The 26,152-nt window shown below is 75.4% G+C and carries 27 protein-coding genes and 1 riboswitch; of the genes, 15 read left to right on the forward strand and 12 right to left on the reverse strand.

Going from position 1 to position 26,152, the window contains the following annotated elements; genetic code table 11:
- Nucleotides 1-4 precede the first annotated feature (4 nt).
- The 5 genes from ABWU78_RS13305 to ABWU78_RS13325 all read left to right on the forward strand — a co-directional run bounded on the left by ABWU78_RS13305 (nt 5) and on the right by ABWU78_RS13325 (nt 3,396).
- A complete protein-coding gene (locus tag ABWU78_RS13305) occupies nt 5-703 on the forward strand; it encodes a hypothetical protein (protein WP_439158677.1) in 699 nt (232 codons plus the stop codon).
- A complete protein-coding gene (locus tag ABWU78_RS13310; protein WP_439158678.1) occupies nt 700-1,371 on the forward strand; it encodes a hypothetical protein in 672 nt (223 codons plus the stop codon). The genes ABWU78_RS13305 and ABWU78_RS13310 overlap by 4 nt, the downstream gene beginning before the upstream one ends.
- Nucleotides 1,368-1,931 carry a hypothetical protein gene (locus ABWU78_RS13315; RefSeq protein WP_439158679.1) on the forward strand — a complete coding sequence of 188 codons (564 nt, stop codon included), beginning with the start codon at nt 1,368-1,370 and terminating at the stop codon, nt 1,929-1,931. Before ABWU78_RS13310 ends, ABWU78_RS13315 begins: the two co-directional genes overlap by 4 nt.
- Before the next feature lie 83 nt (nt 1,932-2,014).
- On the forward strand, nt 2,015-2,974 hold the full coding sequence (locus ABWU78_RS13320) for a hypothetical protein (RefSeq protein ID WP_439158680.1): 960 nt from the start codon (nt 2,015-2,017) through the stop codon (nt 2,972-2,974).
- Nucleotides 2,971-3,396 carry a GntR family transcriptional regulator gene (locus ABWU78_RS13325; RefSeq protein WP_439158681.1) on the forward strand — a complete coding sequence of 142 codons (426 nt, stop codon included), beginning with the start codon at nt 2,971-2,973 and terminating at the stop codon, nt 3,394-3,396. Before ABWU78_RS13320 ends, ABWU78_RS13325 begins: the two co-directional genes overlap by 4 nt.
- Here ABWU78_RS13325 and ABWU78_RS13330 read toward each other — a convergent pair.
- Together ABWU78_RS13330 and ABWU78_RS13335 are read right to left on the reverse strand one after the other, a co-directional pair.
- Nucleotides 3,385-4,788, reverse strand: a complete 1,404-nt coding sequence (locus ABWU78_RS13330) for a hypothetical protein (RefSeq protein WP_439158682.1) — start codon at nt 4,786-4,788, stop codon at nt 3,385-3,387. The two genes, ABWU78_RS13325 and ABWU78_RS13330, sit on opposite strands and share 12 nt — an antisense overlap.
- A gap of 73 nt (nt 4,789-4,861) precedes the next feature.
- Nucleotides 4,862-5,461: a TetR/AcrR family transcriptional regulator gene (locus ABWU78_RS13335; RefSeq protein WP_253054204.1), complete on the reverse strand. Its 600-nt coding sequence runs from the start codon at nt 5,459-5,461 to the stop codon at nt 4,862-4,864.
- Between the two features lie 78 nt (nt 5,462-5,539).
- Between ABWU78_RS13335 and ABWU78_RS13340 the strand changes: the two genes are divergently transcribed.
- Nucleotides 5,540-6,715 carry an FAD-dependent monooxygenase gene (locus ABWU78_RS13340; RefSeq protein ID WP_439158683.1) on the forward strand — a complete coding sequence of 392 codons (1,176 nt, stop codon included), beginning with the start codon at nt 5,540-5,542 and terminating at the stop codon, nt 6,713-6,715.
- 95 nt (nt 6,716-6,810) lie between these two features.
- Here the strand turns inward: ABWU78_RS13340 and ABWU78_RS13345 are convergent, their stop codons facing one another.
- From ABWU78_RS13345 to ABWU78_RS13355, 3 genes are all read right to left on the reverse strand, one after another.
- Entirely contained in the window at nt 6,811-7,089 is a 279-nt protein-coding gene (locus tag ABWU78_RS13345) for a DUF4235 domain-containing protein (protein ID WP_253054198.1), read from the reverse strand.
- A gap of 184 nt (nt 7,090-7,273) precedes the next feature.
- Nucleotides 7,274-9,808, reverse strand: coding sequence for an ABC transporter permease (locus ABWU78_RS13350; RefSeq protein ID WP_439158684.1), 2,535 nt, complete (start codon nt 9,806-9,808; stop codon nt 7,274-7,276).
- Nucleotides 9,808-10,698, reverse strand: coding sequence for an ABC transporter ATP-binding protein (locus ABWU78_RS13355; protein ID WP_253054194.1), 891 nt, complete (start codon nt 10,696-10,698; stop codon nt 9,808-9,810). Before ABWU78_RS13355 ends, ABWU78_RS13350 begins: the two co-directional genes overlap by 1 nt.
- A gap of 177 nt (nt 10,699-10,875) precedes the next feature.
- A riboswitch (TPP riboswitch) is annotated at nt 10,876-10,980 on the forward strand.
- A gap of 80 nt (nt 10,981-11,060) precedes the next feature.
- On the opposite strand from ABWU78_RS13355, the gene ABWU78_RS13360 reads away from it, so the two are divergent.
- From ABWU78_RS13360 to ABWU78_RS13375, 4 genes are all read left to right on the forward strand, one after another.
- Nucleotides 11,061-12,161, forward strand: coding sequence for a thiamine ABC transporter substrate-binding protein (locus ABWU78_RS13360; protein ID WP_253054192.1), 1,101 nt, complete (start codon nt 11,061-11,063; stop codon nt 12,159-12,161).
- A 91-nt stretch (nt 12,162-12,252) separates the two neighbouring features.
- The gene (locus ABWU78_RS13365) at nt 12,253-13,968 is read left to right on the forward strand and encodes an ABC transporter permease (protein WP_439158685.1); all 1,716 of its coding nucleotides are present in this window, start codon (nt 12,253-12,255) and stop codon (nt 13,966-13,968) included.
- On the forward strand, nt 13,968-15,077 hold the full coding sequence (locus ABWU78_RS13370) for an ABC transporter ATP-binding protein (protein WP_439158686.1): 1,110 nt from the start codon (nt 13,968-13,970) through the stop codon (nt 15,075-15,077). The genes ABWU78_RS13365 and ABWU78_RS13370 overlap by 1 nt, the downstream gene beginning before the upstream one ends.
- Nucleotides 15,078-15,145: 68 nt before the next feature.
- Entirely contained in the window at nt 15,146-15,469 is a 324-nt protein-coding gene (locus ABWU78_RS13375) for a DUF4235 domain-containing protein (protein WP_155100015.1), read from the forward strand.
- Between the two features lie 117 nt (nt 15,470-15,586).
- On the opposite strand, the gene ABWU78_RS13380 is transcribed toward ABWU78_RS13375, so the two are convergent.
- Complete coding sequence (locus ABWU78_RS13380) at nt 15,587-16,297, reverse strand: response regulator (protein ID WP_374615145.1); 711 nt, start codon at nt 16,295-16,297, stop codon at nt 15,587-15,589.
- On the reverse strand, nt 16,294-17,538 hold the full coding sequence (locus ABWU78_RS13385) for a sensor histidine kinase (RefSeq protein WP_253054186.1): 1,245 nt from the start codon (nt 17,536-17,538) through the stop codon (nt 16,294-16,296). The genes ABWU78_RS13380 and ABWU78_RS13385 overlap by 4 nt, the downstream gene beginning before the upstream one ends.
- 224 nt (nt 17,539-17,762) lie before the next feature.
- On the opposite strand from ABWU78_RS13385, the gene ABWU78_RS13390 reads away from it, so the two are divergent.
- The 3 genes from ABWU78_RS13390 (at nt 17,763) to ABWU78_RS13400 (ending at nt 19,427) form a co-directional block, all read left to right on the forward strand.
- Nucleotides 17,763-18,236 (forward strand): DUF6069 family protein, encoded by a 474-nt coding sequence (locus tag ABWU78_RS13390; protein WP_253054184.1) that lies wholly within the window; start codon nt 17,763-17,765, stop codon nt 18,234-18,236.
- Nucleotides 18,237-18,418: 182 nt separating this feature from the next.
- Complete coding sequence (locus ABWU78_RS13395) at nt 18,419-19,042, forward strand: dihydrofolate reductase family protein (RefSeq protein WP_439158687.1); 624 nt, start codon at nt 18,419-18,421, stop codon at nt 19,040-19,042.
- Nucleotides 19,043-19,151: 109 nt separating this feature from the next.
- Nucleotides 19,152-19,427, forward strand: coding sequence for a hypothetical protein (locus ABWU78_RS13400; protein ID WP_353708278.1), 276 nt, complete (start codon nt 19,152-19,154; stop codon nt 19,425-19,427).
- A 99-nt stretch (nt 19,428-19,526) separates the two neighbouring features.
- On the opposite strand, the gene pgi is transcribed toward ABWU78_RS13400, so the two are convergent.
- Nucleotides 19,527-21,254 carry a glucose-6-phosphate isomerase gene (gene pgi / locus ABWU78_RS13405; RefSeq protein WP_253054178.1) on the reverse strand — a complete coding sequence of 576 codons (1,728 nt, stop codon included), beginning with the start codon at nt 21,252-21,254 and terminating at the stop codon, nt 19,527-19,529.
- 136 nt (nt 21,255-21,390) lie between these two features.
- On the opposite strand from pgi, the gene ABWU78_RS13410 reads away from it, so the two are divergent.
- On the forward strand, nt 21,391-22,050 hold the full coding sequence (locus ABWU78_RS13410) for a dienelactone hydrolase family protein (protein ID WP_290445594.1): 660 nt from the start codon (nt 21,391-21,393) through the stop codon (nt 22,048-22,050).
- A 63-nt stretch (nt 22,051-22,113) separates the two neighbouring features.
- On the opposite strand, the gene ABWU78_RS13415 is transcribed toward ABWU78_RS13410, so the two are convergent.
- Together ABWU78_RS13415 and ABWU78_RS13420 are read right to left on the reverse strand one after the other, a co-directional pair.
- Entirely contained in the window at nt 22,114-23,298 is a 1,185-nt protein-coding gene (locus ABWU78_RS13415; RefSeq protein WP_253054174.1) for a GNAT family N-acetyltransferase, read from the reverse strand.
- A 151-nt stretch (nt 23,299-23,449) separates the two neighbouring features.
- Complete coding sequence (locus tag ABWU78_RS13420) at nt 23,450-23,719, reverse strand: GlsB/YeaQ/YmgE family stress response membrane protein (RefSeq protein WP_253054172.1); 270 nt, start codon at nt 23,717-23,719, stop codon at nt 23,450-23,452.
- 130 nt (nt 23,720-23,849) lie between these two features.
- Between ABWU78_RS13420 and ABWU78_RS13425 the strand changes: the two genes are divergently transcribed.
- On the forward strand, nt 23,850-24,230 hold the full coding sequence (locus tag ABWU78_RS13425; RefSeq protein WP_253054170.1) for an RNA-binding S4 domain-containing protein: 381 nt from the start codon (nt 23,850-23,852) through the stop codon (nt 24,228-24,230).
- Nucleotides 24,231-24,344: 114 nt separating this feature from the next.
- On the opposite strand, the gene ABWU78_RS13430 is transcribed toward ABWU78_RS13425, so the two are convergent.
- Together ABWU78_RS13430 and ABWU78_RS13435 are read right to left on the reverse strand one after the other, a co-directional pair.
- The gene (locus tag ABWU78_RS13430) at nt 24,345-25,073 is read right to left on the reverse strand and encodes a lytic polysaccharide monooxygenase (protein WP_253054168.1); all 729 of its coding nucleotides are present in this window, start codon (nt 25,071-25,073) and stop codon (nt 24,345-24,347) included.
- A 230-nt stretch (nt 25,074-25,303) separates the two neighbouring features.
- Nucleotides 25,304-26,047 (reverse strand): lytic polysaccharide monooxygenase, encoded by a 744-nt coding sequence (locus tag ABWU78_RS13435; protein ID WP_290445540.1) that lies wholly within the window; start codon nt 26,045-26,047, stop codon nt 25,304-25,306.
- Nucleotides 26,048-26,152 lie beyond the last annotated feature (105 nt).

Here is a 26,152-nt window from a genome sequence, read left to right on the forward strand (position 1 = left end):
CGCCGTGACGTCGACCGCGCCGAGGGCCGCCCGCAGCATCCCGCTGCTCCGCGCGGTCGTCGGGACGTGGCCCCGCCGTGTCGCGTTGGCGGTCGTGCTCGGCCTCGTGGCGGGGACGGCGGCGGCCGGCGGGTTCGCGCGGCACGTCGCCGCCGAGGCGGGGCCCGCCCACGCCGCCGCGGGGGAGCCCGTCCCGACGGGACCGTTCGACCTGACGGTGCGGTCGTGGTCCGTGACGGACGCCGTGCAGGTCTCCGCGCTCGAGGACTCCGGCGCCGACGCGTGGCTGGTCGTGGTGGTGGGTGCGCTGGACACCGACCGCGAGCCCCGACGTCTGGACCGCACCGCCGAGACGCTCCCCGACGCGCTGCCGGGCGGGCTGGCGCTCGCGGGCGACGCGGAACCGGACCGCCCGGACCCGACGCTGCTCGTGCGCGACGCCTCGGTCTACCCCGAGCTGCAGCCGGGCCTGGCCGAGGACGTCGCCCTGCTGTGGCCTGTGACGGTCCCCGAGGGCGGCGCGACGTCCGCCGCCCCCGACGAGCCGCTCACCGTCACCGTCCCGAGCTTCCGCTACCGCGACATGACGGTCGGCGGCGGGCGCCGGTGGGCCGAGACGGGCGCCGTGGTGCTCGTGGACGTCCCGCCCGGCGACGTCCCGCCGGAGATCGTGGACCCGCCCGAGGACGAGGAGGCGTGGTGACCGAGCCCACCGTGGACACGGCGACCACCCCGGCGACCGCGGGCGATCCCGCGACCGCCGGTGAGCCCGCCGCGCCCGTGCGCCCGCGGCGTGCGGACGTCGTCGTGACCGTCGTCCTGCTCCTCCTCGCCGTGGGCGTCGGGGCCGCGGTGGCGCGCGTCGACACGTGGTGGCCCACGCTCACGGCGACGACGACGCGCGGCGGCGTCGGCGAGGTCGTCACCGCGGGCCCGCTGCGCGTGCGCGTCGACGACGTGCGCACGGGCACGGTGCTCGAGGACGGGTTCGACACGCTGACGACCGACGGCGCGTGGGTCGCCGTCGATCTCGCGGTGTCCGGCACCACGAAGGAGGCCGGCATCGAGGTGCTCGAGCTGCGCGACGCCGCGGGGCGCGACCACGCGGCGTCGCACCGCGCGAGCAACACGATGATGAGCACGTTCGTGGACCCGGACGTCCCCGAGGCCGGGACCGTGGTCGTCGAGGTGCCCGCGCGGGCGCTCGACGGGGACGTCGTGCTGCGGGTCCTCACGGAGCACGACGACGCGGACATCGACCGCCCGCAGGCGGTCGCCGAGATCGACCTCGGTCGCCTGGAGCGGCCCGCGGCCGACGCCGTCGTCGACGTGGTGCGGCCCGCGCTCGTCCCCGGGGGGTGGGACGGATGAGCGGGAGCGTGGGATGGTGGCGCGCGAACCGGTGGTGGCTCGTCGTGCTGGCGGGGGCGCTCGCGGCGCTCGGCACCCTCACGTGGCGCTCCGACGCGGTGCAGGGGTGGTGGGCGTCGGCGCCGCACCGCGCCCACACGGCCGACGCCGAGGGCTGGGCGCAGGTCGGCGACGTCCGGGCGCGACTCGCCGGGCTCGAGGAGGTCGACTGGCTCGACGACGGGTACGGGGACCGCATCGAGGCGCCCGACGGCTACACGCTCTGGGCCGCCGACGTGTCGCTGCGGTCGGACGCGCCCGCTGCCCCGGCGAGCGAGGAGGAGACGTACTCGTCGTGCGAGGTCGTGCTCCTCGACGACGCCGCGCGCGAGTTCACGGCGGGCGCGTCGGCGCTCCCGGGCATGCCGTTCCCCGAGGCCCCCGTCTGCACGGGCGCCGTCTCGAGCCGCAGCACGCAGTACTTCCTCACGCCCGACGACGCCGTGCCCGCCGAGGTGCGTCTCGTCGAGCCGGAGCTGCTCCCCGCCTACTGGTCGCTGCCCGTCCCTGACGCGGCCTGACGGTCCGCACCCCGACGAGACGGTTGACAAGCCTCTGCTGAATGATCATAGTTCATGATCAATAATCTCTGACGGAGGTGGACATGAGCTGGGTGTCGTGGATGCTGGGGAACCCGTTGCCGTCCCCCGTCGCTCTCGCGGTCGACGTCGCGCTGCTCGCCGCGGCCGTTGTCGCCGGGCTCCTGTGGTGGGACGGCCGACGTGCCGTCGTCCCGAGCTCGGCGGGGCGGCGCGCGGTGCGGCACTCCGCGGTGACGAGCGCCGGCTCGGGTCTGCTCGTCGCCGCGGGGATCCTGCTGCCGTCGCTGTACTGGTACCTCGGGCTCGTCCCGCTCGGCGCGCGGACGACGGCGGTGCTGCCGCTCGTCGCGCTCGTCGGCGCCCTCGCCGTCCACGCGGTGGGCGAGCTCACGTGGCCGCGCCCGACCCACCGCCAGCGCGAGGCGCGGCTCGTCGCGCGCTCGACGGCCGACGTCGTCCCGACGCTCACCCGTCGCCTGACGTGGACCTGGGCCGGGGGCCTCGTCGTCGCGAGCGTGGCGTTCGGCCTCCTGTCCGACGGCCCGCGCTCGATCTCCCGCGTCGTCGGCCGGTACGAGGCGTACACGGTCGCACCCTTCCCCGGGTGGCTGTGGACGGTGCCGCTCCTGGTCGGGACGGTCGTCGCCGTCGTGGCCTCGGAGGTGGTGCTGCGCCTCGTCGCGTCGCGACCGGCGGTCGAGGACGTGGACGAGCGGTGGGACATGTGGCTGCGCCGCCGGGTCGCCCGCCGCGTCGAGCGTGCGACCCAGCTCGTCCTGGGCCTGACGCTCGGCGGGCTCGTCGCGCTGGCCGGGCTCTCGTTGCGCTGGCTGGGGCTGGGGAACGGCGACGGCGTGCGGAGGGGGCCCGGGCTCAGCCCGGGACACGTCCAGTCCGGGAACACCCTGCTCCTCGTGGCGCTGGCGGTCATGGTGGTGGCGGTCGTGGTCCTGCTCTGGCCGGCCCGCGACCCTGCGCCGACGGCGGCGCCCGCGCGCGAGCCGGCGGGGGCGGTCGCGTGAGCCTCGCCGTCCGCATCGACCTGGACTCCCCGACGCCGCACTACGAGCAGCTCCGCGCCCAGCTCGCGGCCCTCGTCACGGCGGGCGACCTCGCCGACGGGCAGCGCCTGCCCACGGTGCGGGCGCTCGCGAACGACCTGGGGATCGCGCCGGGCACGGTCGCGCGGAGCTACCGCGACCTGGAGGCCGCCGGGCTCGTCACGACGCGGCGACGGGTCGGGACCCTCGTGACGGCTCCGGCCGCGATGCTGTCGCGTGCGGCGGTGACGGACGCGGCGGCGCGCTTCGTCCGCCTGGCACGCGACCACGCGCTGACGGACACCGAGATCCGTGACGTCGTCGCGGCGGCGCTGCTCGTCGAGGGGCGGCCCGACGACGGCCGGTCCGGTGACGACCTGTCCGCGACGGTCTCAGCCGGCTGACGCGCCGTCCGTCGTCGTGCCGGCCCCGGCCCCGACCGCTGTCCGGGACCGGGCAACGCGCCGCGTCCGCAGCGCCGACGGCAGGCCGAGGCTCGCGAGCAGCGCGTCCGCGGCGGCCGCGAGCAGCACGGTCGTGAGCACCTGCACGACGACCGTCGCGACGATCTCGAGCGGGCCGACGAGCGCGCGCCAGGCGACGATGCCCGGCTGGCCGACGACGGCCTGCGCGGCCGTGTAGACGACCTGCTCGCCGAGCGTGAGGAGGGCGAACGCGACGCAGAAGAGCAGCACGGCGCTCCACCGGCTGCGCCACAGCATGCCGACCGCGCCCACGAGGCCGCCGAACCGCCGGCCGGGGTCGAGCATGAGCTCCCACGCTCTGCGCGCGCCGCTCTCGCCGAGCGTCCGGTTGAACCGGTCGACGACGCGCGTCGCGCGGCCCGCCGGCTCGCCGCCGTCCTGCGTCGCGTGCGCGGGGTCGACGACGTCGATCGCCTCGACGCCGTAGACGATCGTGCCGAGGGTGAGCCAGGCGAGCGGCACGACGAGGCCGGTGACGACGCCCGCAAGGAGGAGCGACGTCGTCGGGCCCAGGGCGTCGGCGAGCGGCTTGAGCACGTCGACGCGCGCCACCACGCCGTCCCACCACGTCGTGGTCTCGACGACGACGACGCGCGACGTCCACCACTCGCGCACGCGGCCGACGACGGCTGTCACGGTGAACGCGCCGACGACGATCCACACGACCTCGCAGTAGCCCGCCGCGATGCGGACCGCGGCCGAGCGTGCGCTGCGCCGCGTGTCGCCGCCCGCGGCGGAGATGCCGCGGTCGACGCGCTTGGCGAGACGTTCGAGCAGCGTCCGGGCGAGCAGCGCGCCCGCGACGACGAGCACGACCGTGAGCCCGAAGCCCTCGGGGATCGGGCTCGCCGTCTCGATCCCGGACCCGGCCGCGAACGCGTGGTCGAGCGCCGCGGAGTCGATGTACGACTGCCAGTCGGACGAGAGGCCGCCGTAGAACTCGTAGATGACGAGGTACGGGACGAGGACCGACGCGATCGAGCCGAGGAGCGCCCGGACCTCGAGGCGGTCGCGCTCCGTCCGCGGCTCGCGGCGCAGGACGTGCAGCATGACGACGATCCCGACGACCGTCGCGAGCGGCGAGAAGCACAGCACGAGCAGGCCGAGCACGCCGGACGACGGGGCGACCGCGAGCGCCGCCCGCAGCGCGAGCTCGTGCACGACCTCGGCGAGGAGCGCGACCGCGGCGAGCGCGGGCCAGTGCCGGGACAGCAGGCGGCCGGCGTCGGCGAGGACGCGCACGCCGGATCGCAGGACCGGGTCCTGGGGGACCGGCGTGGCGCTCGCAGGGGTTGCCGGTGGGGCCGTCACGCGCGCCAGGGTACCGGGGCGGGAGTGCCGGGCGCTGCCGGCCCGCGAGCGCCTCGCCCGCGGGCGGTGGCGATCACGTCGGCGGGGCGGACGGGTCGGCTCCGAGGGCTCCCCGCACGATCGCGCGGGCGAGGCGGCGGGTCGTCTCGCGGTCGACGTCTCCCGGGGCGTTGACCAGGGAGAACAGCGCGCCGCCGTAGAGGGTGACGAGCAGGGGGATCGCGTCGGGCGGGACGTCGAGCCCCAGCGTGGCGTGCTCGTCGGCGGTGAACGCGGTCGCGACGGAGCCGAGCCGCGCCAGCGCCGTGGCGAGCGCCGGGCGGCGGCGCGCCTCGAGCTGGAGCTCGAAGATCGCGAGGTACCGCTCGCGCGACGTCGTGACGGCGTCCTCGAGGGATGCGGCGAGGAGCTCGGTCAGCGGCTCCGGGGAGCCGGAGACGTCGAGTGTCCGGTCGATCCGCCGCATGGCGGCGAGGTGCAGGTCGACGACGCGCTCGGCCGCGGCGACGAGCAGCTCCTCCCGGCTGCGGACGTAGTTGGCCGCGGTGCCCGCCGGGAGCCCTGCGGCGCGCTCGACCGTGCGATGGGTGAGGCCGTGCACGCCGTCCGTGGCGAGGAGGGCGACGGCGGCGTCCGCGAGAGCGGCCCGCCGCCCGGGGTTGGTCCTCGGCATGGCTGCCAGTATGGCAACATCGGTACTGCAACGCCCGTAGTGGTATGTGCGCTCGGGCTCGTCGACCTGGAGGCACCCATGACCCCTACCGCGATCGTCGTCGGAGCCGGGATCGCCGGTCTCGCGTCCGCGATCTCTCTCGCGGGCACGGGGTGGGGCGTCACCGTCCTCGAGCGCTCGCACGCGCTGGGCGAGGTCGGCGCGGGTTTCGCCATGTCGCGCAACGCGGTCGCGGCGTTCCGCGGCCTCGGGTTCGACGACGACGCCGTCGCCCGGCTCGGGTACGCGACCTGGGCGGGCGGGACGTGGGACCTCTACGGGCGCCCGATCCTCACGCTGCCCGGCACCCCCGAGGTGCGCGCGTCCGTCGGGCTGGTCGGCGTCCACCGGCGTCGGCTCCACGAGGCGCTGCACCGCCGGGCGACCGACCTGGGCGTCGAGATCGTCACGGCGACGCCGGTGACCGCGCTGGATCCCGGCGACCCCGCCGGGTCGCCCGCCGTCGTCGCGGGTCGGGAGGCGGACCTCGTCGTCGGCGCGGACGGGATGCGCAGCGCCGTCCGCGCGACCCTGTTCCCGGCGAGCGTGCCGGTGTACAGCGGCTACTCGAGCTGGCGCGCGATCACCCCCGGTGCCTGGGGCGCGGAGGCCCTGACCCAGTACTGGGGCGCGCACGCGGAGTTCGGCCTGCTGCGCACCGCCGCCGACGAGACCTACTGGTACGGCTACGTCGCGATGCCCGAGCGGACGCGGCTGGACGACGAGCTGGGCGCGGCCCGTGAGCGGTTCGCCGGGTGGGCGCCGCCGGTGCAGGAGGTCCTCGCCGCGACGTCGCCGGACGCCGTCCTGCGCCACGACGTGCACCACCTGCCCGGCGGCCTCCCGCGCTACGCGACGGGCCGCGTCGTCCTGGTCGGCGACGCCGCGCACGGCACGCTCCCGACGATGGGGCAGGGTGCGGCGACGGCGCTGGAGGACGGGCTGTGCGTCGGCCTCCTGGTCGGGTCGCCCGTCGCGGCGGGCGGTCGGCTCGCCTTGGCGCTCGCGGGGTACGACGCCGCGCGCCGGCCCCGGTGCCGGGCGCTCGCCCGGGCATCGGTCGCGACGGGTCGCTTCGGCTCGCACCTCGGCGGTGGCTGGCGGCAGACCGTCCGGAACGGGCTCATGCGCCTGACCCCGGCCTCCGCGGTCACGCGCGGGGCGCGCGCCGCGATGGGCTGGACCCCGCCCGAGCCCGCGGCCCCGGTGCGCTGACTCCGGCGCCGACGTCCGCCGTCGGGCGCGCCGAACCCGGGGTCCCTCCCCACGTCGTGACGATCGTGAGGAAGGACCCCGGGTTCGGGCGGCGGCTACGACGCGCGCGACGCGAGGCGGGCGACGACGCGCTTGGCCTCCTTGCCGGCGAACCGGCGCGCGAGGACGCCGACGCCGGCGGCGACGGCCGCGAAGGTGACGGCGGAGACGATGCCGACCTCCTCGTCGTCGAGGTCCTTGGGGGCGTCGTGACCCGTGACCTTCGCCCAGACGAACGTGACGAGCTTCTGCGCCACCCAGCCCGCGGCGAACGTGAGGGCGACGGTGCCGACCTTCACGGCCAGGGTCTGCTCGGTCTCGGTCGTGTCGGCCACGAGGGTCCTCCGTGAGTCGGGGCGCCGGTCGGCGCGGGCGTGCTCCCACCGTAGTGCGAACGGTCGGCGCCCGCGTCGCGCGGCGCGCGCACGTGGCCACGGCCCGACGTCGCGAGACGCGAGAAGTGGCCCTCTGGACGCCACCGTGGAGGGCCACTTCTCGCCTCTCGTCACCGCCCTCGCGTCACTCCTGGCTCACCGCGTCGAGCACGGGCAGCCGGGCCGCGCGCGTCGCGGGCCAGACCGCCGCGACGACCCCGACGACGGCGGCGAGCGCGAGCATCGCCCCGAGCTGGGCCCACGGCACGGCGAGGGTCGTGAAGCCCTCGTCCGCGAGGACGGACGGGAGCGCGGCGGCCAGGCCGGTCCCCACGACCAGCCCGACCGCCGTCCCGAAGACCGCGACCAGCACGGACTCGACGACGATCGTCGTGGCGAGCTGGGCGCGCCCCAGCCCGACGGCGCGCAGGAGCCCGATCTCGCGCGTCCGCTCGACGACGGACAGGGCGAGCGTGTTGACGATCCCGAGCACCGCGACGAGCACGGACAGGCCGAGCAGCGCGTAGACGATCGCGAGGATCGACTCGACCTGGGACGCGACCTCCCCGGCGAACTCGTCGGCGTCGAGCACGCTCGCGACGACGTAGGGCGCGACGGCCTCGGTCACCGCGCCCCGCACGGCCGCGAGGTCGGCGCCCGGCTCGACGTCGAGGAACAGCATCTCGGGGGTCGTCGCGCCGACGGCCGAGGCGACGTCCGGCGGCAGGAGCATGTCGACCGAGAACGCGTGGGAGTCGATCACGGCGCCGATGCGGACGTCGTGCGCCGGGAGGTCGGGCCGGGTGGGGTCGGCGATCGTCACGACGTCGCCGAGCGCCCAGCCGTGCTCGTCGAGCGCGTCCGCCATGACGGCCGCCTCGCCGCGCGCGTACGCGTCGAGGTCGCCCTCGACGGCCGTCGTGCGGACCGAGCGGCCGAAGCCCTCGGCGGGGAACCCGACGACGAGCTGCGGCTCGCCGTCGACGACGACCTGCCCGTACGTCGTGAGGTCGACGGACGCGACGCCGGGCACGGCGCGCACGTCGGTCGCGACGCCCTCGGGCAGGTACGGGGTCGCGGACCGGACGACGAGGTCGGCGGCCGTCTCCTCGTCGACGATGCCGGTCACGGACTCGCGTGCCGAGAGCGCGAGGACGGACGTCGTCGACACGAGCGCCATCCCCACGACGAGCGCCCCTGCGGTCGCGGCCGTGCGCCGCGGCTGGCGCGTCACGTTGCCGCGCGCGAGCCCGCCGAGCGGCCGGACCAGCGCGACGAACGGCGCGGCGAGGACTCCGAGCACGGGACCGACCGCGAGCGGGGAGAGCAGCAGCACGCCCGCGATCACCCCGACGGCGCCGAGCCCGAGGAGCGGCGCGCCGCCGCTCCCGACCACCGCTGCGCCCACCACGAGACCGGTGCCGGCGAGCAGGGTCAGCGTCCCCGCAACCACCCGGGCGACGCCCGGGCCGGCTGGCCGCACGACGTCGGCCCGCATCGCCTCGACGGGCCGGACGAGCGCCGCGTGGCGCGCGGGCAGGGCTGCCGCCACGACCGAGACCACGACACCGACGACGAGCGGGACCACGATCCCGGCCGTCGTCACGGGCAGCGAGCCGGCGAGCTCCATGCCCACCGCGCCGAGCCCGGCCCGCGCGAGCTCGGCGAGCCCGAACCCGGCCGCGACGCCCAGCACCGCGCCGACGACCCCGACGACCGCGGCCTGCCCCAGCACCGAGGCGAACACCTGCCCGGGCGACACCCCGACGGCGCGCAGGAGCGCGAGCTCGCGCGTGCGGCGGCGCACGTGCATCGCGAACGTGTTGGTGATGATGAACGTGCCGACGAACAGCGCGAGCCCGGCGAACACGAGCAGGAACGTCGAGACGAAGCCGAGCTGGTCGGCGACGGCGCTGCTCGTCTCGTCGCGCAGCTCCGCGCCCGTCACGGCCTCGGCGCCGTCGGGCAGCGACGTCGCGACGGCGTCGCGCAGCGCCTCGGGCGAGACGCCGTCGGCGGCGTGCAGGGCGATCGACGGCACCATGCCGTCCGGCGCGTACGTCGCGGCCGCGGTCGCCGCGTCGAGCAGGACGATCGTCGCGCCCGCCATGGGCGCGGACAGCGAGAGCTCGCCGACCACGCGCACCGGGCGCACCGCGTCCCCGAGCACGACGTCGGTCGTGTCGCCCACGGCGAGCCCCGACGCCTCGAGCGTCGCGGACTCGAGCGCGACCTCGCCGCCGTTCTCCGGCGCCCGGCCGTCGACCACGCGCGGCCCGCGGTCGCGCGGGTCGTACCCGACCGCCATGCTCGGCGCCTGGGTGCTCAGCACCGCGGTGCCGTCGGCGCCCACCAGGACGGCGGGGCCGCTCACCTCCGCGAGCGCGAGGTCGACGTCGTCGCGCTCGTCGAGCGTGCCGGCCAGGTCGGCCGGGACGAGGCTCCGTGCGCCACCGAGCTGCGCGGACGACGACTCGAGCGCGGACCCGGCGGTGGCGGCGCCGCGCACGTACGCGTCGGCCTGGATCGACGACGCGACGATGCCGTCGAACGTCGACGCGAGCATCGCGCGCAGCGCGAACGTGCCCGTGACGAACGCGACGCCGATCGTCACCGCGAGCACGGACAGCACGAGCTGCGCGCCGTGCGCCCGCACGCCGCGCAGCGCGATCCGGCCCATCATCGGACGGCCGCCGGTTCGTGGGTGACCGGTGCGGCGTGTGCGCCCGCCGACGCCCCCGGCGTGAGGGAACCGAGCGTGTCGAGGACGGCCTGCGGCGTCGGGTCGCGCAGCTCGGTCACGAGGCGCCCGTCCGCGAGGAACAGCACGCGGTGCGCGTACGACGCCGCCGTCGGGTCGTGCGTGACCATGGCGACGGACTGGCCGAGGTCGTCCACCGAGGCGCGCAGGAAGCCGAGCACCTCCGCGGCGGCGCGCGAGTCGAGGTTGCCGGTCGGCTCGTCCGCGAACACGACCGCCGGCCGGGACACGAGCGCCCGCGCGCACGCGACGCGCTGCTGCTGCCCGCCCGAGAGCTCCGCCGGGCGGTGCCCGAGCCGCGGGCGCAGGCCGACGGCGTCGACCACGCGGTCGAACCACTCCCGGTCCACGGGCCGGCGCGCGACGGCGAGCGGGAGCACGATGTTCTCCTCCGCCGTGAGCGTCGGCACGAGGTTGAACGACTGGAAGACGAACCCGATGCGTGTGCGCCGCAGCCGCGTCAGGCGCCGCTCGCTCATCGCCGAGACCGTCTCGCCGTCCACGACGACGGTCCCCGCCGTGGGGGAGTCCAGCCCGGCGAGGCAGTGCATGAGGGTCGACTTGCCCGACCCGGACGGGCCCATGATCGCGGTCAGGCGTCCCCGTTCGAGGTCGACGTCGACGCCGTCCAGGGCGCGGACCGTCGCCTCGCCGCGCCCGTAGGTCTTCACGAGCCCCCGCGCGGTGGCGATCACGGGCCGCTCCGGCGTCGTCCCGGCGTCTCCCGCAGCGCTCTCGGCGTTCTCGGCGTTCTCGGTGGACGTCGCGACGGTCGTCGTCGCACCCGTCGTCCCAGGTCTGCTGCTCATCGGTCCTTCCCCTCCTGCGTCGTCGGCCGGGTGTCCCGGTCCGGTCGTCTCGACCCTCCCGCGGCGGTGCGCCCCGGGGCATCGGGGACCGGCCCGGAACCCCTCCCTGGTCGCCGCGGGGCCGCGCTCAGGGTTCTCTCAGGGGGATTCCCCAGGCGCGGCCCGGTGTAGGCTCGACGGGAACGACAGGGGAGCTCCTGGAGGAGCTGAGAGTGCGGACCACCGCAGACCCTCGAACCTGATCCGGTTAGCACCGGTGGAGGAAGTCGGGAATCTCGATCACCTGCTCGTGCGGTCGCCCGCGCTCGCGGGGCACGGTCGCGCGAGCCGGTGGACCCCTCCTGAACGTCCTGGGAGGACACATGCAGCGCACGACCGCCCGTACCCGCCGGAGCGCCCTCGTCACGGGCGCGGGCACGACCCTCGCCCTCCTCGCCCTCGCCGCGTGCAGTGGCGGCGAGGACGCGACCTCAGGCTCCGGGGGCGACGACACGTCGTCGGGCACCGGGGGCACGGTCACCCTGGTCACCCACGACTCCTTCGCCGTGAGCGACGAGGTGCTCGCCGCGTTCGAGGAGGAGAGCGGGCTCACCGTCGAGCAGGTCGCCCCCGGCGACGGCGGCGCGCTCGTCAACCAGCTGATCCTCACCAAGGACTCGCCGCTGGGCGACGTCGTGTTCGGGATCGACAACACGTTCGCCTCGCGGGCGATCGACGAGGGCGTCCTCGCGCCCTACACGCCGGAGGGCCTGTCCGACTCGGCGGCCTCGTACGCCGTCGGCGACGGCGACGAGCTCACGGCGGTCGACCTCGGCGACGTGTGCGTCAACGTCGACCACGCGTGGTTCGCCGACGCCGGGATCCCGGAGCCCGTCTCGCTCGAGGACCTCGCGAAGCCGGAGTACGAGGACCTCCTCGTCGTGACCAACCCGGCGACGTCGTCGCCCGGTCTCGCGTTCCTCCTCGCGACGATCGGCGCGTTCGGCGAGGACGGCTACGAGGACTACTGGGCCGACCTCCGGGACAACGGCGTCAAGGTCGTCGACGGGTGGTCCGACGCGTATTACGTCGACTTCTCCGGCTCCGAGGGCGCCGGGCCGCGCCCGCTCGTGCTGTCGTACTCGACGTCGCCCGCGTTCACGCTCACCGAGGACGGCTCCGCGTCCACGACCGGCGCGCTGCTCGACACGTGCTTCCGCCAGGTCGAGTACACGGGCGTGCTCGCGAACGCGAAGAACCCCGAGGGCGCGCAGCAGCTCGTCGACTTCCTCGTGAGCGAGGCGTTCCAGGCCGACGTCCCGGAGCAGATGTACATGTACCCCGCCGACGACTCCGTCGCGCTCCCCGACGGCTGGGCCGAGTTCGCCCCGCTCGCCGACGAGCCCTTCGAGGTCGCGCCCGCCGACGTCTCGGCGCACCGCGACGAGTGGATCAAGGCATGGACGGCCACGGTCGTCGACTGACGCCCGGTGCGCGCTGCGTGACCACGCCTCTACCTCGCGAGGTAGAGCCCCGGTCTGCCGAGGTAGAGCCGTGGTCGCGCGAGGTAGAGCCGTGGTGAGGGGTCGGGCGGTCTGGCGGGGCGGCGTCGGACGCGCGGTGCTGTGGGGTCTGGCGGCGGCGGTGCCGCTCGCGTTCCTCGGGGTGTTCTTCGCGTGGCCGGTCGTCACGCTCGTGGCGCGCGGGTTCGTCGGGGACGACGGCGGCCTCGACCTCTCGGGGTTCGCGGAGGTGTTCTCGCAGCCGCGGACGTGGCGGATCCTCGGCCTCACGCTCTGGCAGGCGGTGCTCGGCACGACGTTCTCGGTGCTGCTCGGCGTGCCCGGCGCGTACGTGCTGTACCGGTGCCGGTTCCCCGGGCGGCGGGTCGTGCGCGCGCTCGTCACGGTGCCGTTCGTGCTCCCGACCGTCGTCGTCGGCGTCGCGTTCCGGTCGCTGCTCGTGCAGGGCGGCCCGCTCGGGTTCCTGCGGCTCGACGAGACGTTCGCGGCGATCGTCGTCGCGCTCGTGTTCTTCAACTACTCGGTCGTCGTGCGCACGGTCGGCGGGCTGTGGGAGCACCTCGACCCGCGCGCCGAGCAGGCCGCCCGGGCGCTCGGCGCGACGCCGTGGCGCGCGTTCCGCACCGTGACCCTCCCGGCGCTGACTCCCGCGATCGCGAGCGCCGCGTCGATCGTCTTCCTCTTCTGCGCGACGGCGTTCGGCGTCGTGCTCGTGCTCGGCGGCATCCGCTACGGGACGATCGAGACGGAGATCTGGATCCAGACCACCCAGTTCCTCGACCTGCGCACCGCGGCGGTGCTGTCGGTCGTGCAGCTCGTCGTCGTCGCGGCCGCGCTCACCGTCGCGAACCGCACGCGCGCGCGGCGCGAGCGGGCCCTGAACCTCTCGTCCTCCGCGTCGTCCGCGCACCCGCTGCGGCTGTGGCGCGACGGCCGCCCGACCGGCGACCTCGCCCCCGCGGCGCTCACCGCGGCCGTGGTCGTCGTGCTCGTCGGCCTGCCGCTCGGCACGCTCGTCGTGCGCTCGTTCCGCGTCCCGGGCGGCGGCTGGGGCCTCGACAACTACGCGAACCTCGGCACCACGGGCGGGCGCAACGCGCTGTCCGTCACCGTGTGGGAGGCGGCGGGCAACTCGCTGCGCACCGCCGCGCTCGCGACCGTGCTCGCCGTCGTGATCGGGGGTCTCGTGGCGCTCGTCGTGTCCCGGCGCCCGCGCTCGCGCGGCGGGCGGCGCGCGATCTCGGTGCTCGACTCGGTGTTCATGCTCCCGCTCGGGGTCTCCGCCGTGACGGTCGGCTTCGGGTTCCTCCTCACGCTCGACCGGCCGCTCGGCCTCGACGTCGACCTGCGCACGTCGGGGCTGCTCGTGCCGATCGCGCAGGCGGTGGTCGCGATCCCGCTCGTCGTGCGCACGGTCCTGCCGACGCTGCGCGCCATCGACCCGCGCCTGCGCGAGGCCGCCGCGACCCTCGGCGCCGCGCCCGGCCGCGTGTTCCGCACGGTCGACGGCCCGATCGCCGCCCGCTCCCTCGGCCTCGCGGTCGGGTTCGCGTTCGCCGTCTCGCTCGGGGAGTTCGGCGCGACGTCGTTCCTCGCCCGCCCGGACAGCGCGACCCTGCCGGTCGTGATCTTCCGGCTCATCGGGCGTCCGGGGGCCGAGAACTACGGCATGGCGCTCGCGGCGAGCGTCGTGCTCGCGCTGCTCACCGCGACCGTCATGCTGCTCGCCGAGCGGTTGCGCGGCGACCGACCCGGAGGAGAGTTCTGATGGTGCAGACCGACCCCGCCCCCGCGCGCGCGGGCACGCCGGAGCCGTCGCGCGGCGGCCCCGGCACCGGGGAGGCCGCCGGGCTCGCGGTGCGCGACGTCGTCGTGCGGTACGGCGGGCGCGGCGCCGGGGGAGCGGGCACGGACCCCGGCACGACGGCGGTCGCGGGCGTCACGCTCGACGTCGCGCCCGGCGAGGTGCTCGCCCTGCTCGGGCCGAGCGGGTGCGGCAAGTCGAGCCTGCTGCGCGCCGCCGCGGGGCTCGAGCCGGTCGCCGCGGGCTCCGTGGCGTGGGACGGCCGCGACCTCACGGGAGTCCCCGTGCACCGGCGCGGGTTCGGGCTCATGTTCCAGGAGGGCCAGCTCTTCCCGCACCGCGACGTCGCGGGCAACGTCGCCTACGGGATCACAGGGCTGCCGCGCGCCGCGCGCGACGCGCGCGTGACCGAGCTGCTCGACGTCGTCGGGCTGGCCGGGTACGAGCGGCGCGCCGTCGCGACCCTCAGCGGGGGCGAGCGCCAGCGGGTCGCGCTCGCGCGGTCCCTCGCGCCGCGTCCGCGGCTCCTCCTGCTCGACGAGCCGCTCTCCGCGCTCGACCGCGGGCTGCGTGAGCGCCTCGCGCTCGACCTGCGCGAGGCGCTGCGCGCCACCGGCACGACCGCCGTCTTCGTCACCCACGACCACGACGAGGCGTTCACCGTCGCCGACCGCGTCGCCGTCATGGACGCGGGCCGGCTCCTCCAGGTCGCGCCGCCCGAGGACCTGTGGCGAGCCCCCGCCTCGCGCCGCGTCGCGGAGTTCCTCGGCTACCAGGCGTTCGTCCCCCGCGGCGACGGGAGCGTGCTCGCGATCGGGCCGCGCGGGCTGCGGCTCGTGCCCGCGGAGGTCCCGGCGCCGTCCGACGACACGTGGGCCGCGACGGTCGTCGGCAGCGTGTTCCGGCGAGGAGCGGTCGAGGTCACGGTCGACGTCGTCCTCCCCGGCGCCGACCACGGCGCACCGGCCCGCCTCGTGGCGCTCGCGGGTGCCGGTGCCGACGCAGGGCACGAACCCGGTGCCCGCGTGCACGTCGCGCCCGACCCGGCGGGCTGCGCCGTCGTCCCGGACTGACCCCCACGCGGACGGCGCTCGCGGTCGTGCGACGGGCGAGAGAGCCGCAGCCGACCTAGCGTCGAGGGATGAGCGACGACGTGACGGCGGGGACGCATCCCCCGGAGAAGACCGGCGGCAAGGCCGCGAAGATCCTCTACCGCCCCGTGGGGCTCGCCAGCTCGATCGTGGGCGGGCTCGTCGCGGGGCAGGTGTTCAAGCAGGTCTACAAGCGCGTGACCCCGGGCCACCGGACGGACGCGCCCAAGCCGCTCGAGTCCGAGTACCGGCTGCGCGAGATCCTCGTCGCGGCGCTGATCCAGGGCGCCATCTTCGCGGCGGTCAAGGCACTCATCGACCGCGGTGGCGCGCGCGCGTTCGAGCGCTGGACGGGGGAGTGGCCCGGCGACTGACCTCACCCCTCTGGCCGAACACGACATGAGGGTCGTTGTCGGAGCCAGAACGACCTCCATGTCGTGCTCGACGGCGGGCCAGGACGTGGTCGGACACGGAGGCAGGGAGGTCTGTCGTCAGGTCAGGTCGGCGGCGTGGACGAGCAGCGCGACCTGCGTCCGGTTCTCCAGGCCGAGCTTGAGCAGCACGTTCGACACGTGCGCCTTCACCGTCGGGACGCTGAGGAACAGGGTCGCCGCGATCTCGGCGTTCGCCGCGCCGCGGCCCAGCTCGACCGCGACGTCGCGCTCGCGTCCGGTGAGCGCGTCGAGCGCCGCGCGGGCACGGTCCCGCTCGCCGCCCGCGTCGGCGACCGACGTCATGAGCCGCCGCGCGATCTCCGGCGACAGGACCGGCTCGCCCGCGGCCGCCGCGCGCACCGCCGCCACGATTCGCTCCGGCGGCATGTCCTTGAGCAGGTAGCCGGACGCCCCGGCGTGCAGGGCGCCGACCACCTCCTCGTCGCTGTCGAACGTCGTGAGCACGACGACGGCGGGCGCGCCGGCCCTCGACCGCACCCGCCGCGTGGCCTCGATCCCGTCGACCCGCGGCATCCGCAGGTCCATGAGCACGACGTCGGTCGGGTGGGCGTCGAGCACCGACGTGACCTCGGCCCCGTCGGCGGCCTCGCCGACGACCTCGATCCCGTGCGCGCCGTCGAGCATGAGCCGCAGCCCGGCCCGGACGAGCGCGTCGTCGTCGACGATCACCAGCCGGGTGCGTGGCGCGTCGCCCGGTGCCCGTCCGTCCGCGCGCGCCCCGCCTCCGCGTCCACCCTGATCGCTCACGCGTCCCACGGTAGCCGGACATCGAGGACGAACCCGTCGTCCCGCGCTCCGGCGTCGAGCGTCCCGCCGAGCAGGTCGACCCGCTCGCGCAGCCCGACGAGCCCGGTGCCGGTGCCCTCTCCCGCCGCGTCCCGCGCTCCACCGACGCCACCGACCGCGACGAGGCGCGGACCGCCGTCGGACACCGTGACGCGTACCTCGCCCGCCCGGGCCGTGACCCGCAGCACGACCGGGCTGCCCGGCGCGTGCCGGCGGGCGTTCGTCAGCCCCTCCTGCGCGACGCGGTAGGCCGCGACCTCGACGGTCCGCGGCACGTCCGCCGAGCCCGACCGTTCGTAGGCGACGTCGCCGCCCGCCGCGCGCGCCTCGGCGACGAGGCGGTCGACGTCGTCGAGCGTGGGCTGCGGCGCGGGGGCGCCTCCGTCGACCTCGTCGGGGTCGGCGCGGAGCACCCGTACGACGTCGCGCAGGTCGCCGAGCGCGGAGCTCACCCCGGCCCGGACCAGGCCCGCGGCGCGGGCGAGCTGCGCCGGGTCGGCGTCGGGGCGGTACTCGAGCGCCCCCGCCGTCGCGGCGAGGAGCGAGAGGCGGTGGGCGAGGGTGTCGTGCATCTCGCGGGCGATCCGCGTGCGCTCCGCGACCCGCGCCTCCGCGACGCGGTGCTCCTGCTCGGCCTCGGCGCGCCGCGCGCGGTCGCGCAGGGACCACATGAGCTGGGCCCGCGCCTGCCAGTACAGCCCCCAGCCGAGCAGGGCGGCGTGCACCGCGAGGTCGCACAGGAGCCACCAGCCGAGCGGCAGCGCCTCCGGGCGCCACAGCGCCTGCACGGCGTGGCCGAGGAAGCCCGCGACCGCGACCGGGACCGCCGTGCGCGCCGGGTACCAGCGCGCGACCTGCAGGGTCGCGACCGTCGAGGCGGGGGTCGCCGCACCGGAGTACGCCGCGAGCGACGCGAGCATCAGGGCGCCGAGCACCGGCGCGTTGCGCGGGGACCGCGACCACAGGAGCGGGAGGACGGCGAGGGCCAGCGCCGCGACGGCGACGTCGATCGCGGGCTGCGCGCCCGGGTCGTCCTGGCCGACGATCCCGGCCGTCGCGAGCACCGTGAGCGCCGCGACGGCGAGCCACGCGAGGGCGAACGTCCACCACGGGACGAGCGGGCGGTTCCCGTCGCGGCGTGCGGCGGCCGTCGCGAGGACGGGGCGCCCGGGGTACGGAGGGCAGTCGGTGCGAGTGGTCATGCTCCGGACGCTAGGGGGCGCCGTCACGGTCGACCACCGACCAAGGTCGGGGGTCGGGGTCCGGCAGGAGGGGCAGGGGTGGACGCCGGTCGGGTCGCGCACCGACGTCCGGTCGGTGCGGCGGGAGCCCCGCCGCCGCGAGGGTGGACGACGTCGGCACCCCGCCGGCGGCGGCCTCGGCCGTGAGAGCACGCGGCACCGTCGCGTGACGAAGGAGGAGTGCCATGTCCACGACGCCGACCACCACGTACCGCACCTCGGACGTCCCCCGCCATCCCGGCTCGTCCACCGCGACCGTCGGGCGGCAGGTCCCCGGGGAGGTCCGACGCCGCGTCCCCCGCTGGTCCGTCCCGCTCGTCGCCGCGGCGGTCGCCGCCGTCGTCCTGCTCGTCGGGACGGCGCTCGGCGTCGACCCGGAGGTGCGTACCGCGACCGGCACCCAGACCGTCGGCGTCGTCGCCGCGGTCGTCACGGCGCTCGTCGTCGGGTACGCCGCGTGGGGCGTGCGCGCCCTGCTCGGCCGGCTGGCGTCCCGTCGCCCGCGGCGGGGCGAGCGCGCGTGGCTCGTGACGTGCGCCGTCGTGCTGCTCGTCTCGCTGCTCGGCCCGCTCGGCGCGGTGACGCCTGCCGCGGTGGCGCTCCTCGCCGTCGAGCACCTCGCGGTCGGCCTGACCCTCACGCTGGCCCTGCGCCGCTGACCCTCCGCCACCGGCCCCAGCCCCCCGGGGGCAGCCGAGCACGATGTTGCTGTCGATATCCGTCGGATGACGACAGGAACATCGTGCTCGACCGCGCGTGAGGTCGTGCTCGGCGGGACGATGAGTTCGCGCGGGCGCGAGGGTCTGCCCCGTCGTCTCGTCCTCGACCGGAAGGCCACCCCATGACCGCGACGCTCGTCTCCACCCTGTTCCTCTCGCTCGACGGCGTCGCCGAGATCGACCCGGTGTGGCACTTCCCGTACTTCGACGACAACATGGCCGCCGCCGTCGACGAGGACTACCAGGACGTCGACGCGCTGCTCCTCGGGCGGGTCACCTACGACAGCTTCGCCGGTGCGTGGCCCGAGCGGGAGACCGCCGGGGGCGAGGACGCGTCGTTCGCCGCGCGGCTCGGGGACATGCGCAAGATCGTCGCGACGCGCGGCGACCAGGACCTCGGGTGGCGGCACGTCGAGCGGATCGACGGCGACCTCGTCGACGCCGTCCGTGCGCTCAAGGAGGAGCCCGGACTGGGCAAGGTGCTCGTCGCGGGGTCGATCTCGGTGGTGCGCCAGCTCCTCGCCGCCGGGCTGCTCGACGAGCTGCGGCTCCTCGTCCACCCCGTCGCGGCCCGCTCGGGCGAGCGGCTCTTCGACGAGGGCGAGCCCTACTACCCGCTCACGCTCCTGCGCTCCGAGACCTTCCCGACGGGCGTCGTGCGACTCGTCTACGCGCCCGCCGAGCCTCCGGCCGAGGTCACGTACGACGACGTCGCGGACAAGGTGCCGTCCGGGGACGCCGGCTGATCCCCGGCCCCGGGCTCGACGCGCGTCGCCTCCGTCGTGACGACCGCCGTCGACCACCGGGAACGGGGACGAGGTGCAAGGTCGCGGGGTGTCACCACACGTCCCGGGTATGAGCCGGACGACGCGCGTCGCGATCCTGGTCCAGGTGCTGGCGGGGCTCCTCGTCGTGGGTGCGTGCGCGACGACGGGCTCGCAGCCGCCGGCCGACGACGTACCCACGCCGTCGGGAGCCCGGGGTGACGGCGACGCGGTCGCCCCGGCGGCGTTCGTCGACCGGGAGCCGCTCGACCCGTGCGGCGACGTCCGGTTCGACCAGGAGTGGGTGCACCTGCTCTGCCCGGACGCGACGTCGGCCGCGGCGCCGGGGACCTGCCAGGAGGCCTGAGCCCGCCCGACCACGACCCTGCGCGCCCGCGAGCACGACCTCGGTGTCGTCATCCGACGGATGACGACACCAAGGTCGTGCTCGGCGCGGGAGGGTGGGTCAGTTGCGCAGGTCGAGGTAGCGGTCGATGAGGGCCGCCGTCGACGGGTCCTGGGCGGCGAGGGCGTCCTCGTCGCCCGCGACGGCCGGCGCGATCTCAAGCGCGAGCTTCTTGCCGAGCTCGACGCCCCACTGGTCGAAGCTGTCGATGCCCCACACGACGCCCTGCACGAACGTGATGTGCTCGTAGAGCGCGATGAGCTGGCCGAGGACCGACGGCGTGAGGGCCGGCGCGAGGATCGACGTCGTCGGGCGGTTGCCCGGGAAGGTCCGCGCGGACACGAGCGCCTCCGCCGTCCCCTCGGCGCGGACCTCGTCGGCGGTCTTGCCGAACGCGAGCGCCTTGGTCTGGGCGAAGAAGTTCGCGAGGAACAGGCCGTGCACGTCCGCGCCGGGCTGGACCGCGCCGCCGTCACCGACCTCGTCCGTGAGCGGGTGCGCCGGGTTCGCGACGGCGATGAAGTCGGCCGGGATGAGGCGGGTGCCCTGGTGGATGAGCTGGTAGAACGCGTGCTGGCCGTTGGTGCCCGGCTCGCCCCAGAAGATCTCGCCCGTCTCCGTCGTGACCGGGGAGCCGTCCCACCGCACGCGCTTGCCGTTCGACTCCATGGTGAGCTGCTGGAGGTAGGCCGGGAAGCGGTGCAGGTACTGCGCGTACGGGAGCACGGCGTGCGTGTGCGCGTCGAGGAAGTTGACGTACCAGACGTTGAGCAGCCCCATGAGGACGGGGACGTTGCGCTCGAACGGCGTGCGGCGCACGTGCTCGTCGATCGCGTGGAAGCCCGCGAGCAGCTCGGCGAACCGGTCCGGCCCGATCGCGATCGCGAGCGACGTGCCGATCGCGGAGTCGACCGAGTAGCGCCCGCCGACCCAGTCCCAGAACCCGAACGCGTTCGCCGGGTCGATCCCGAACGCCGCGACCTTGTCGAGCGCGGTCGAGACCGCGACGAAGTGCTGCGCGACGGCGGCCTGCCGGGACTCGTCCGTGTCCTCGATCGCGCCGACCGCCGCGAGCTCCGTCCACAGCCAGTCCCGCGCGAGGCGCGCGTTGGTCAGGGTCTCGAGCGTGCCGAAGGTCTTGGAGGCGACGATGAACAGCGTCGTGCGCGGGTCGAGGCCCGCGGTCTTCTCCGCGACGTCCGTCGGGTCGATGTTCGAGACGAACCGGACCTCGATGTCCTCGTGCTTGTACGGCAGCAGCGCCTCGTACGCCATGACCGGCCCGAGGTCGGAGCCGCCGATCCCGATGTTCACGACCGTGCGCACGCGCTCGCCCGTGACGCCCGTCCACTCGCCCGAGCGCACCTTGTCCGCGAACGCGTAGACCTTGGCGAGCTCGCCGTGCACGTCCGCGTCGACGTCCTGCCCGTCGACGACGAGGTGCTCGTCGTCGCCCAGCGGGGTCGGCCGGCGCAGGGCCGTGTGCAGGACGGCGCGGTCCTCCGTGACGTTGATGTGCTCGCCCGTGAACATCGCCTCGAGGCGGTCGTCGAGGTGGACCTCCTCAGCGAGGCGCACGAGCAGCTCGAGCGTCTCGTCGGTGACGAGGTTCTTCGACAGGTCGACCGTGAGGTCGGCGGCCTGGTGCGTGAGACGGCGCGCGCGGTCCGGGTCCACCGCGAACCAGGTGCGCAGGTCCGGCTCCACGGTGTCACGGTGCACGGTGAGCGCGGTCCAGGACGGCGTGGTGGTGGGGTCGATCGGCGGCGGCACGGGCTGCGAGGTCATGACCACCAAACTACTGACCGACGTCGGCCCTCGCCCACCCCGACCGTCCCGCGGTCCATGGTCCGGTGGCCTCACGAACGGCCGCCGTCGGTCCCTGGACCCCGGGCCCGGGCGGACGTGGGTGGTCCGCGCGACGATGGTGGGCGTGCGCCGTGGCGGCGCGCACCGCGCGGCGACGGTGCCGCCGGGCCACCGACGGACACCGGAGGAGGAGACCATGGCCGAGGTCGTGCTGTTCCACCACGTGCAGGGACTGACCGAGGGCGTACGGACGATCGCGGAGACGCTGCGCGGCGCGGGGAACGTCGTGCACACGCCGGACCTGTTCGAGGGACGCACGTTCGCGACCCTCGACGAGGGCATGGCGCACGTGCAGGAGCTCGGGTTCGGCACGGTCCTGGAGCGCGGTCGGGCGGTGGCGGACGGATACGACCCCGCGGTCGTGTACGCCGGGATCTCGCTCGGCGTGCTCCCGGCGCAGATGCTCGCGCAGACGCGCGCGGGCGCGAAGGGCGCGGTGCTCCTGGAGGCGTGCGTGCCGGTCTCGGAGTTCGGCGAGGCGTGGCCCGAGGCCGTGCCCGTGCAGGTGCACGGCATGGACGGCGACCCGTCGTTCGCGGGCGAGGGGGACCTCGACGCCGCGCGCGAGCTCGTGGACTCCACGCCCGACGCCGAGCTGTTCGTCTACCCCGGCGACCGGCACCTGTTCACCGACCCGAGCCTGCCGTCGTACGAGCCGGGGGCCGCCGCGCTCGTCACCGAGCGGGTGATCCGCTTCCTCGACGGCATCCGCTGAGCGGCCGACGACGCGGCGGCCTCCGGGGTCACGCGGGTCGCGCCCGTCCTTCCCGGGGCGCGATCAGTCGCCGTCCTCCGACGTCGTCCTGCGCTGCCACGCGGCCCACACGCCCGCCGGTCGGAACCCGAGGGCGACGTTGATCGCGAGCATGTGGTCGTTCTCCTGCGCGTTCCACGTGTGGACGCGCCGGGTCGCGGGGCGCTCGCGCGCGAGCGCGTCGAGGTTGGCCACCTTGACGAGCATCCCGAGGCGGCGCCCCCGGTGCTCGCGGAGCACGAGGGTGTCCTCCTGGAACGCGAAGTCGTCCCGGTCGTGCGGGTACAGGAAGACGGTGAACGCGGCGAGCGTGCCGGTCGGCACGTGCTCCGCGGCGCTCACGAGGAACCCGTTGCGCTTCTCGGCCTGCTCGCCCACCCACGTGCGCACGCGCCGCGCGTCCCACGGGTCCTCGCCGAACTCGACGCCTCCCGTCGGCGCGTCGGTGCTCATGCGGGTGAACAGCACGGCCACCTGGTCGAGCCACTCCTCGGGGACCTCGTCGGTCCACGTGTGCACGCGGTAGTCCGGGCCGGCGTGCTCCCGCGCGGCGGCGCGGTGCGCGTCGAGGCCCGCGGGGTTGGCCGGGAGGTCGAGCACCGAGTGGCGCTCGACCTGCTCCAGGACGTACCCGTGGGCGCGCAGGAAGCGAGGACCGGGGGCGTCGGCGGGGACGCGGCCCGCGCCGGTGGTGGCGGCCAGCGCGTCCGGGCCGGGCGGCGGCTCCGTCCCGTGCGAGGTGTTCGAGAGGAGCACCGTGCGCCCGGCGTCCGCGGCGAGGCGCTCGGCGAGCGCGAGCAGCGGCGTCCCGATGCCGCGACCCCGCTCCTGCGGGCGGACCACGGCGAACGCGTCGCTCAGGTGCGCGTTGCTCGTCGTGGGCTGGAGCACGAACAGGTACGCGACGACGTCGTGCACCGCGGGCGGGACGCCGTCGGCGATCAGGGCGCGCGCGGCGGCGGAGCGCACGACGACGAAGCGGCGCTTGGCCGCGTACTCCTGGTGGTCCATCCCGGAGAGCACGTCGCGCGGTCGCAGCGCGAGGTCGTCGTACCCGTGGACCTCCAGCTCGTGCTCCCGGCCGACGTCCGCGACGGCGTGGTAGGCCCACGCGTCGGCGTCGTCGAGCGACGCGGGGTGCGGGGCCTCGACGAGCGTGTACCCCGGCGGGAGGGGCACCTCGGGGGCGGTGCGGGCGACGCTGCTCATGCGGTCCAGCGTGACCGCGGCGCGTCCGGGGTGTCCACGCTTTTGGCGGCGGCCCGCGGGACCGGGCGACGACGGCCGGGACGACGACGGCCCGGGCTCCGCCAGGGAGCCCGGGCCGGGGACGCCGTCGGTCGCGGCGGTCGCGCGCCGCCTACTTGCGCGCCGAACGTCCTGCGATCGCGCCCCAGATGAGCAGCACGAGCAGCGAGCCGACGAAGGCCCAGAACCACGTGGTGAGCGAGAAGAACTCGTCGTTGGCGTCCGCGCCGAACAGCGCGCCGCCGATCCACCCGCCGAGGAGGGCACCCAGCACACCCACGATCAGCGTGACGATCCAGCCCCCTGCTGCCTTGCCCGGCAGGATGGCGCGTGCGATCGCGCCCATGATGAGGCCGATGAGGATCCACCCGATGAAGCTCATCCCTGTCTCCGTTCTCTGGGGGACGAAACGGTCATACGGCGTAACTGCCCCGTATGCCTGACTTCACGGTGGCACGGGGCGGGGCGGTTCGCACGCCGGGAGCCGCGCGCGTGGTCGCTAGGCTCGGGGGATGGCGACGACGGAGGCGACGAGCGCGCGCGTCGACAGCTGGCTCTGGGCGGTCCGGGTGTTCAAGAGCCGCTCGCAGGCGACCGCGGCGGTCAAGGCCGGGCACGTGCGGGTGAACGGAGAGCGCGCGAAGCCGGCGACGAGCGTCAAGGTCGGCGACCGCGTCGTCGTGCGCGGCGGCCCGGCCGAGCGGATCCTCGTCGTGGAGAAGGTGCTGGTGAAGCGCGTCTCCGCGCCTCTGGCCGCACAGGCCGTGGTCGACCAGAGCCCGCCCCCTCCGCCCCGGGAGCTGACCGTCCGCGTCGCGGTCCGCGAGCGTGGCGCGGGCCGCCCGACGAAGCGCGAGCGCCGCGACCTCGACCGCCTCCGCGGCCGCGGCTGACGCCGCTTCGGCGAGCGGCCCAGGACCGAGCGGCAGACGCGTGCGGCCGGGAGACGCACGCGCAGGTGCGTCTCCCGGCCGCGAGTGTGCAGCGCTCGGTGAAGAGGTGTCAGGTCAGCAGGCGCCGAGGTCCTTCCAGACGCCCCACTGGCCGCTCTGGGCGGGGTTCTCGCCCGTCGTCCACCACTTGGCCTGGTAGTTGCGGCCCTCGTGCGAGACGTTCGCGCCGCCGACGTACACCGACCCGGCGGCCCAGGCGGGCGCGGTGCACTCGCCGGGCTCGGGGTCAGTGGGCTCGGGGTCCGGGTCGCCCGGGTCCGTGCCGCCGGCGCCGATCTTGAGGTCGACGCAGTTGTAGAACGCGTTCACCGTGTTCGACACGTTCCAGCGCGCGAGGATCGTGTGGTTGCCCTCGGGCAGACCGGTCAGCGTGTGGGAGATGTTGCTCGGGGGCTGTGCGCCGCCCTGGTTGAACGTCTTGAAGAGCACGCCGTCGACGAAGTACTCCCACGTGCTCGTGTTGTGCGCCGCGGTGAGGTTCCACTGGAAGGTCACCGACGTGCCGGTCTGCGTGCGCGGCCACGGCTTGCTCGTGTCGTCGAGGATGCTGAACCCGCTGCCGCCGGAACACTTCATCGAGCCCTTGGGCGCCTCGACGGACTGCGGCTCGTACTTGATGCCGCCGCAGTCGAAGGACGTCGTGCCCTTCGCGCAGTGGTCCTGCCGGCTGGGCGGGGACGTGATCCAGCCGTGCGCGCTCGCGCTGGGGGCGATGGCCACGGGGGCGATGATCGCGACCGCGCCGACGACGGCCGCCAGGAGTACCGCTCTCAGTCTTCGCATGAGTTGTCTCGCTCTCCATCCGGTGGTGCATGGGTCCTGCGGCGCGCTTCGTCGCGGGCCGCTCTCGGATCGGGCACTGTCGACGCTACGAAATGTGCGGAGTGCGGACAATTGGGCAAAGCTCGTACGTGCTTCCGCGTACCCCGGCGCGCCGTCCACGCCCGGCACGCACGACGGCGGGTGCCCTCGCCCCGAGGGACGAGGACACCCGCCGTCGCGGGGTCAGCGGGTCAGCAGGCGCCGACCAGCTTCCACGGGCCCCACTGCTCGGCGCCCGGGACGTTGTTCAGCGTCCACCACTTCGCCTCGTAGATGTTCCCGTCGTGCGAGACCTTCGCCCCGCCGGTGTACGTCGCGGTCGAGGACCACGCCGGGTCGGTGCACTGGCCCGGCTCGCCGCCGCCCGGGTTCTCGCCCTCGCCGCCGCCGGGGTTCTCCCCGCCGGGGTTCGTGCCGTCCGCCGTGACCGTGAGGTCGACGCAGTTGTAGAACGCGTTCACCGTGTCCGCGACGCTCCAGCGCGCGAGGATCGTGTGGTTGCCGAGGGGCAGGCCCTTGAGGGTGTGCGAGATGTCCTTGGGGGGCTGCACGCCGCCGCCGTCGAACGACGCGAAGAGCTGGCCGTCGACGAAGTACTCCCACACGCTCGTCGCGTGGTTCGCGGTGAGCTTCCACTGGAAGGTCACCTCCTGGCCGGTGGTCGTGCGGGGCCAGGGCTTCGACGCGTCGTCGAGGATCGTGTAGCCGCTGCCGCCGGAGCACTGCATCGAGCCCTTGACGGCCTCGACGGACTGCGGCTCGTACTTGAGCCCGCCGCAGTCGAAGGACGTGGCGCCGGTGGCGCACTGGTCCTGCCGGCTCGGGGGGGACGTGATCCAGCCGTGCGCCGAGGCGCTGGGGGCGATCGCGATCGGGGCGATGATCGCGGTCGCGCCCACGACGGCGGCGAGGAGCGCCGCGCGAAGTCGCTTCATGGGGGACTCGCTTCCTGTGTCGGGGAGGGCCGACGCCGTGCGGAGCCCGCACCGTCGGCCGTGACGGGGTGGACCGTAGGCAGCCCGGACGCGTCCGCTCAACGA

Origin of the sequence: Cellulosimicrobium sp. CpK407, from assembly GCF_051844275.1 — a bacterium.
Classification (GTDB): Bacteria; Actinomycetota; Actinomycetes; order Actinomycetales; family Cellulomonadaceae; genus Cellulosimicrobium; species Cellulosimicrobium cellulans_G.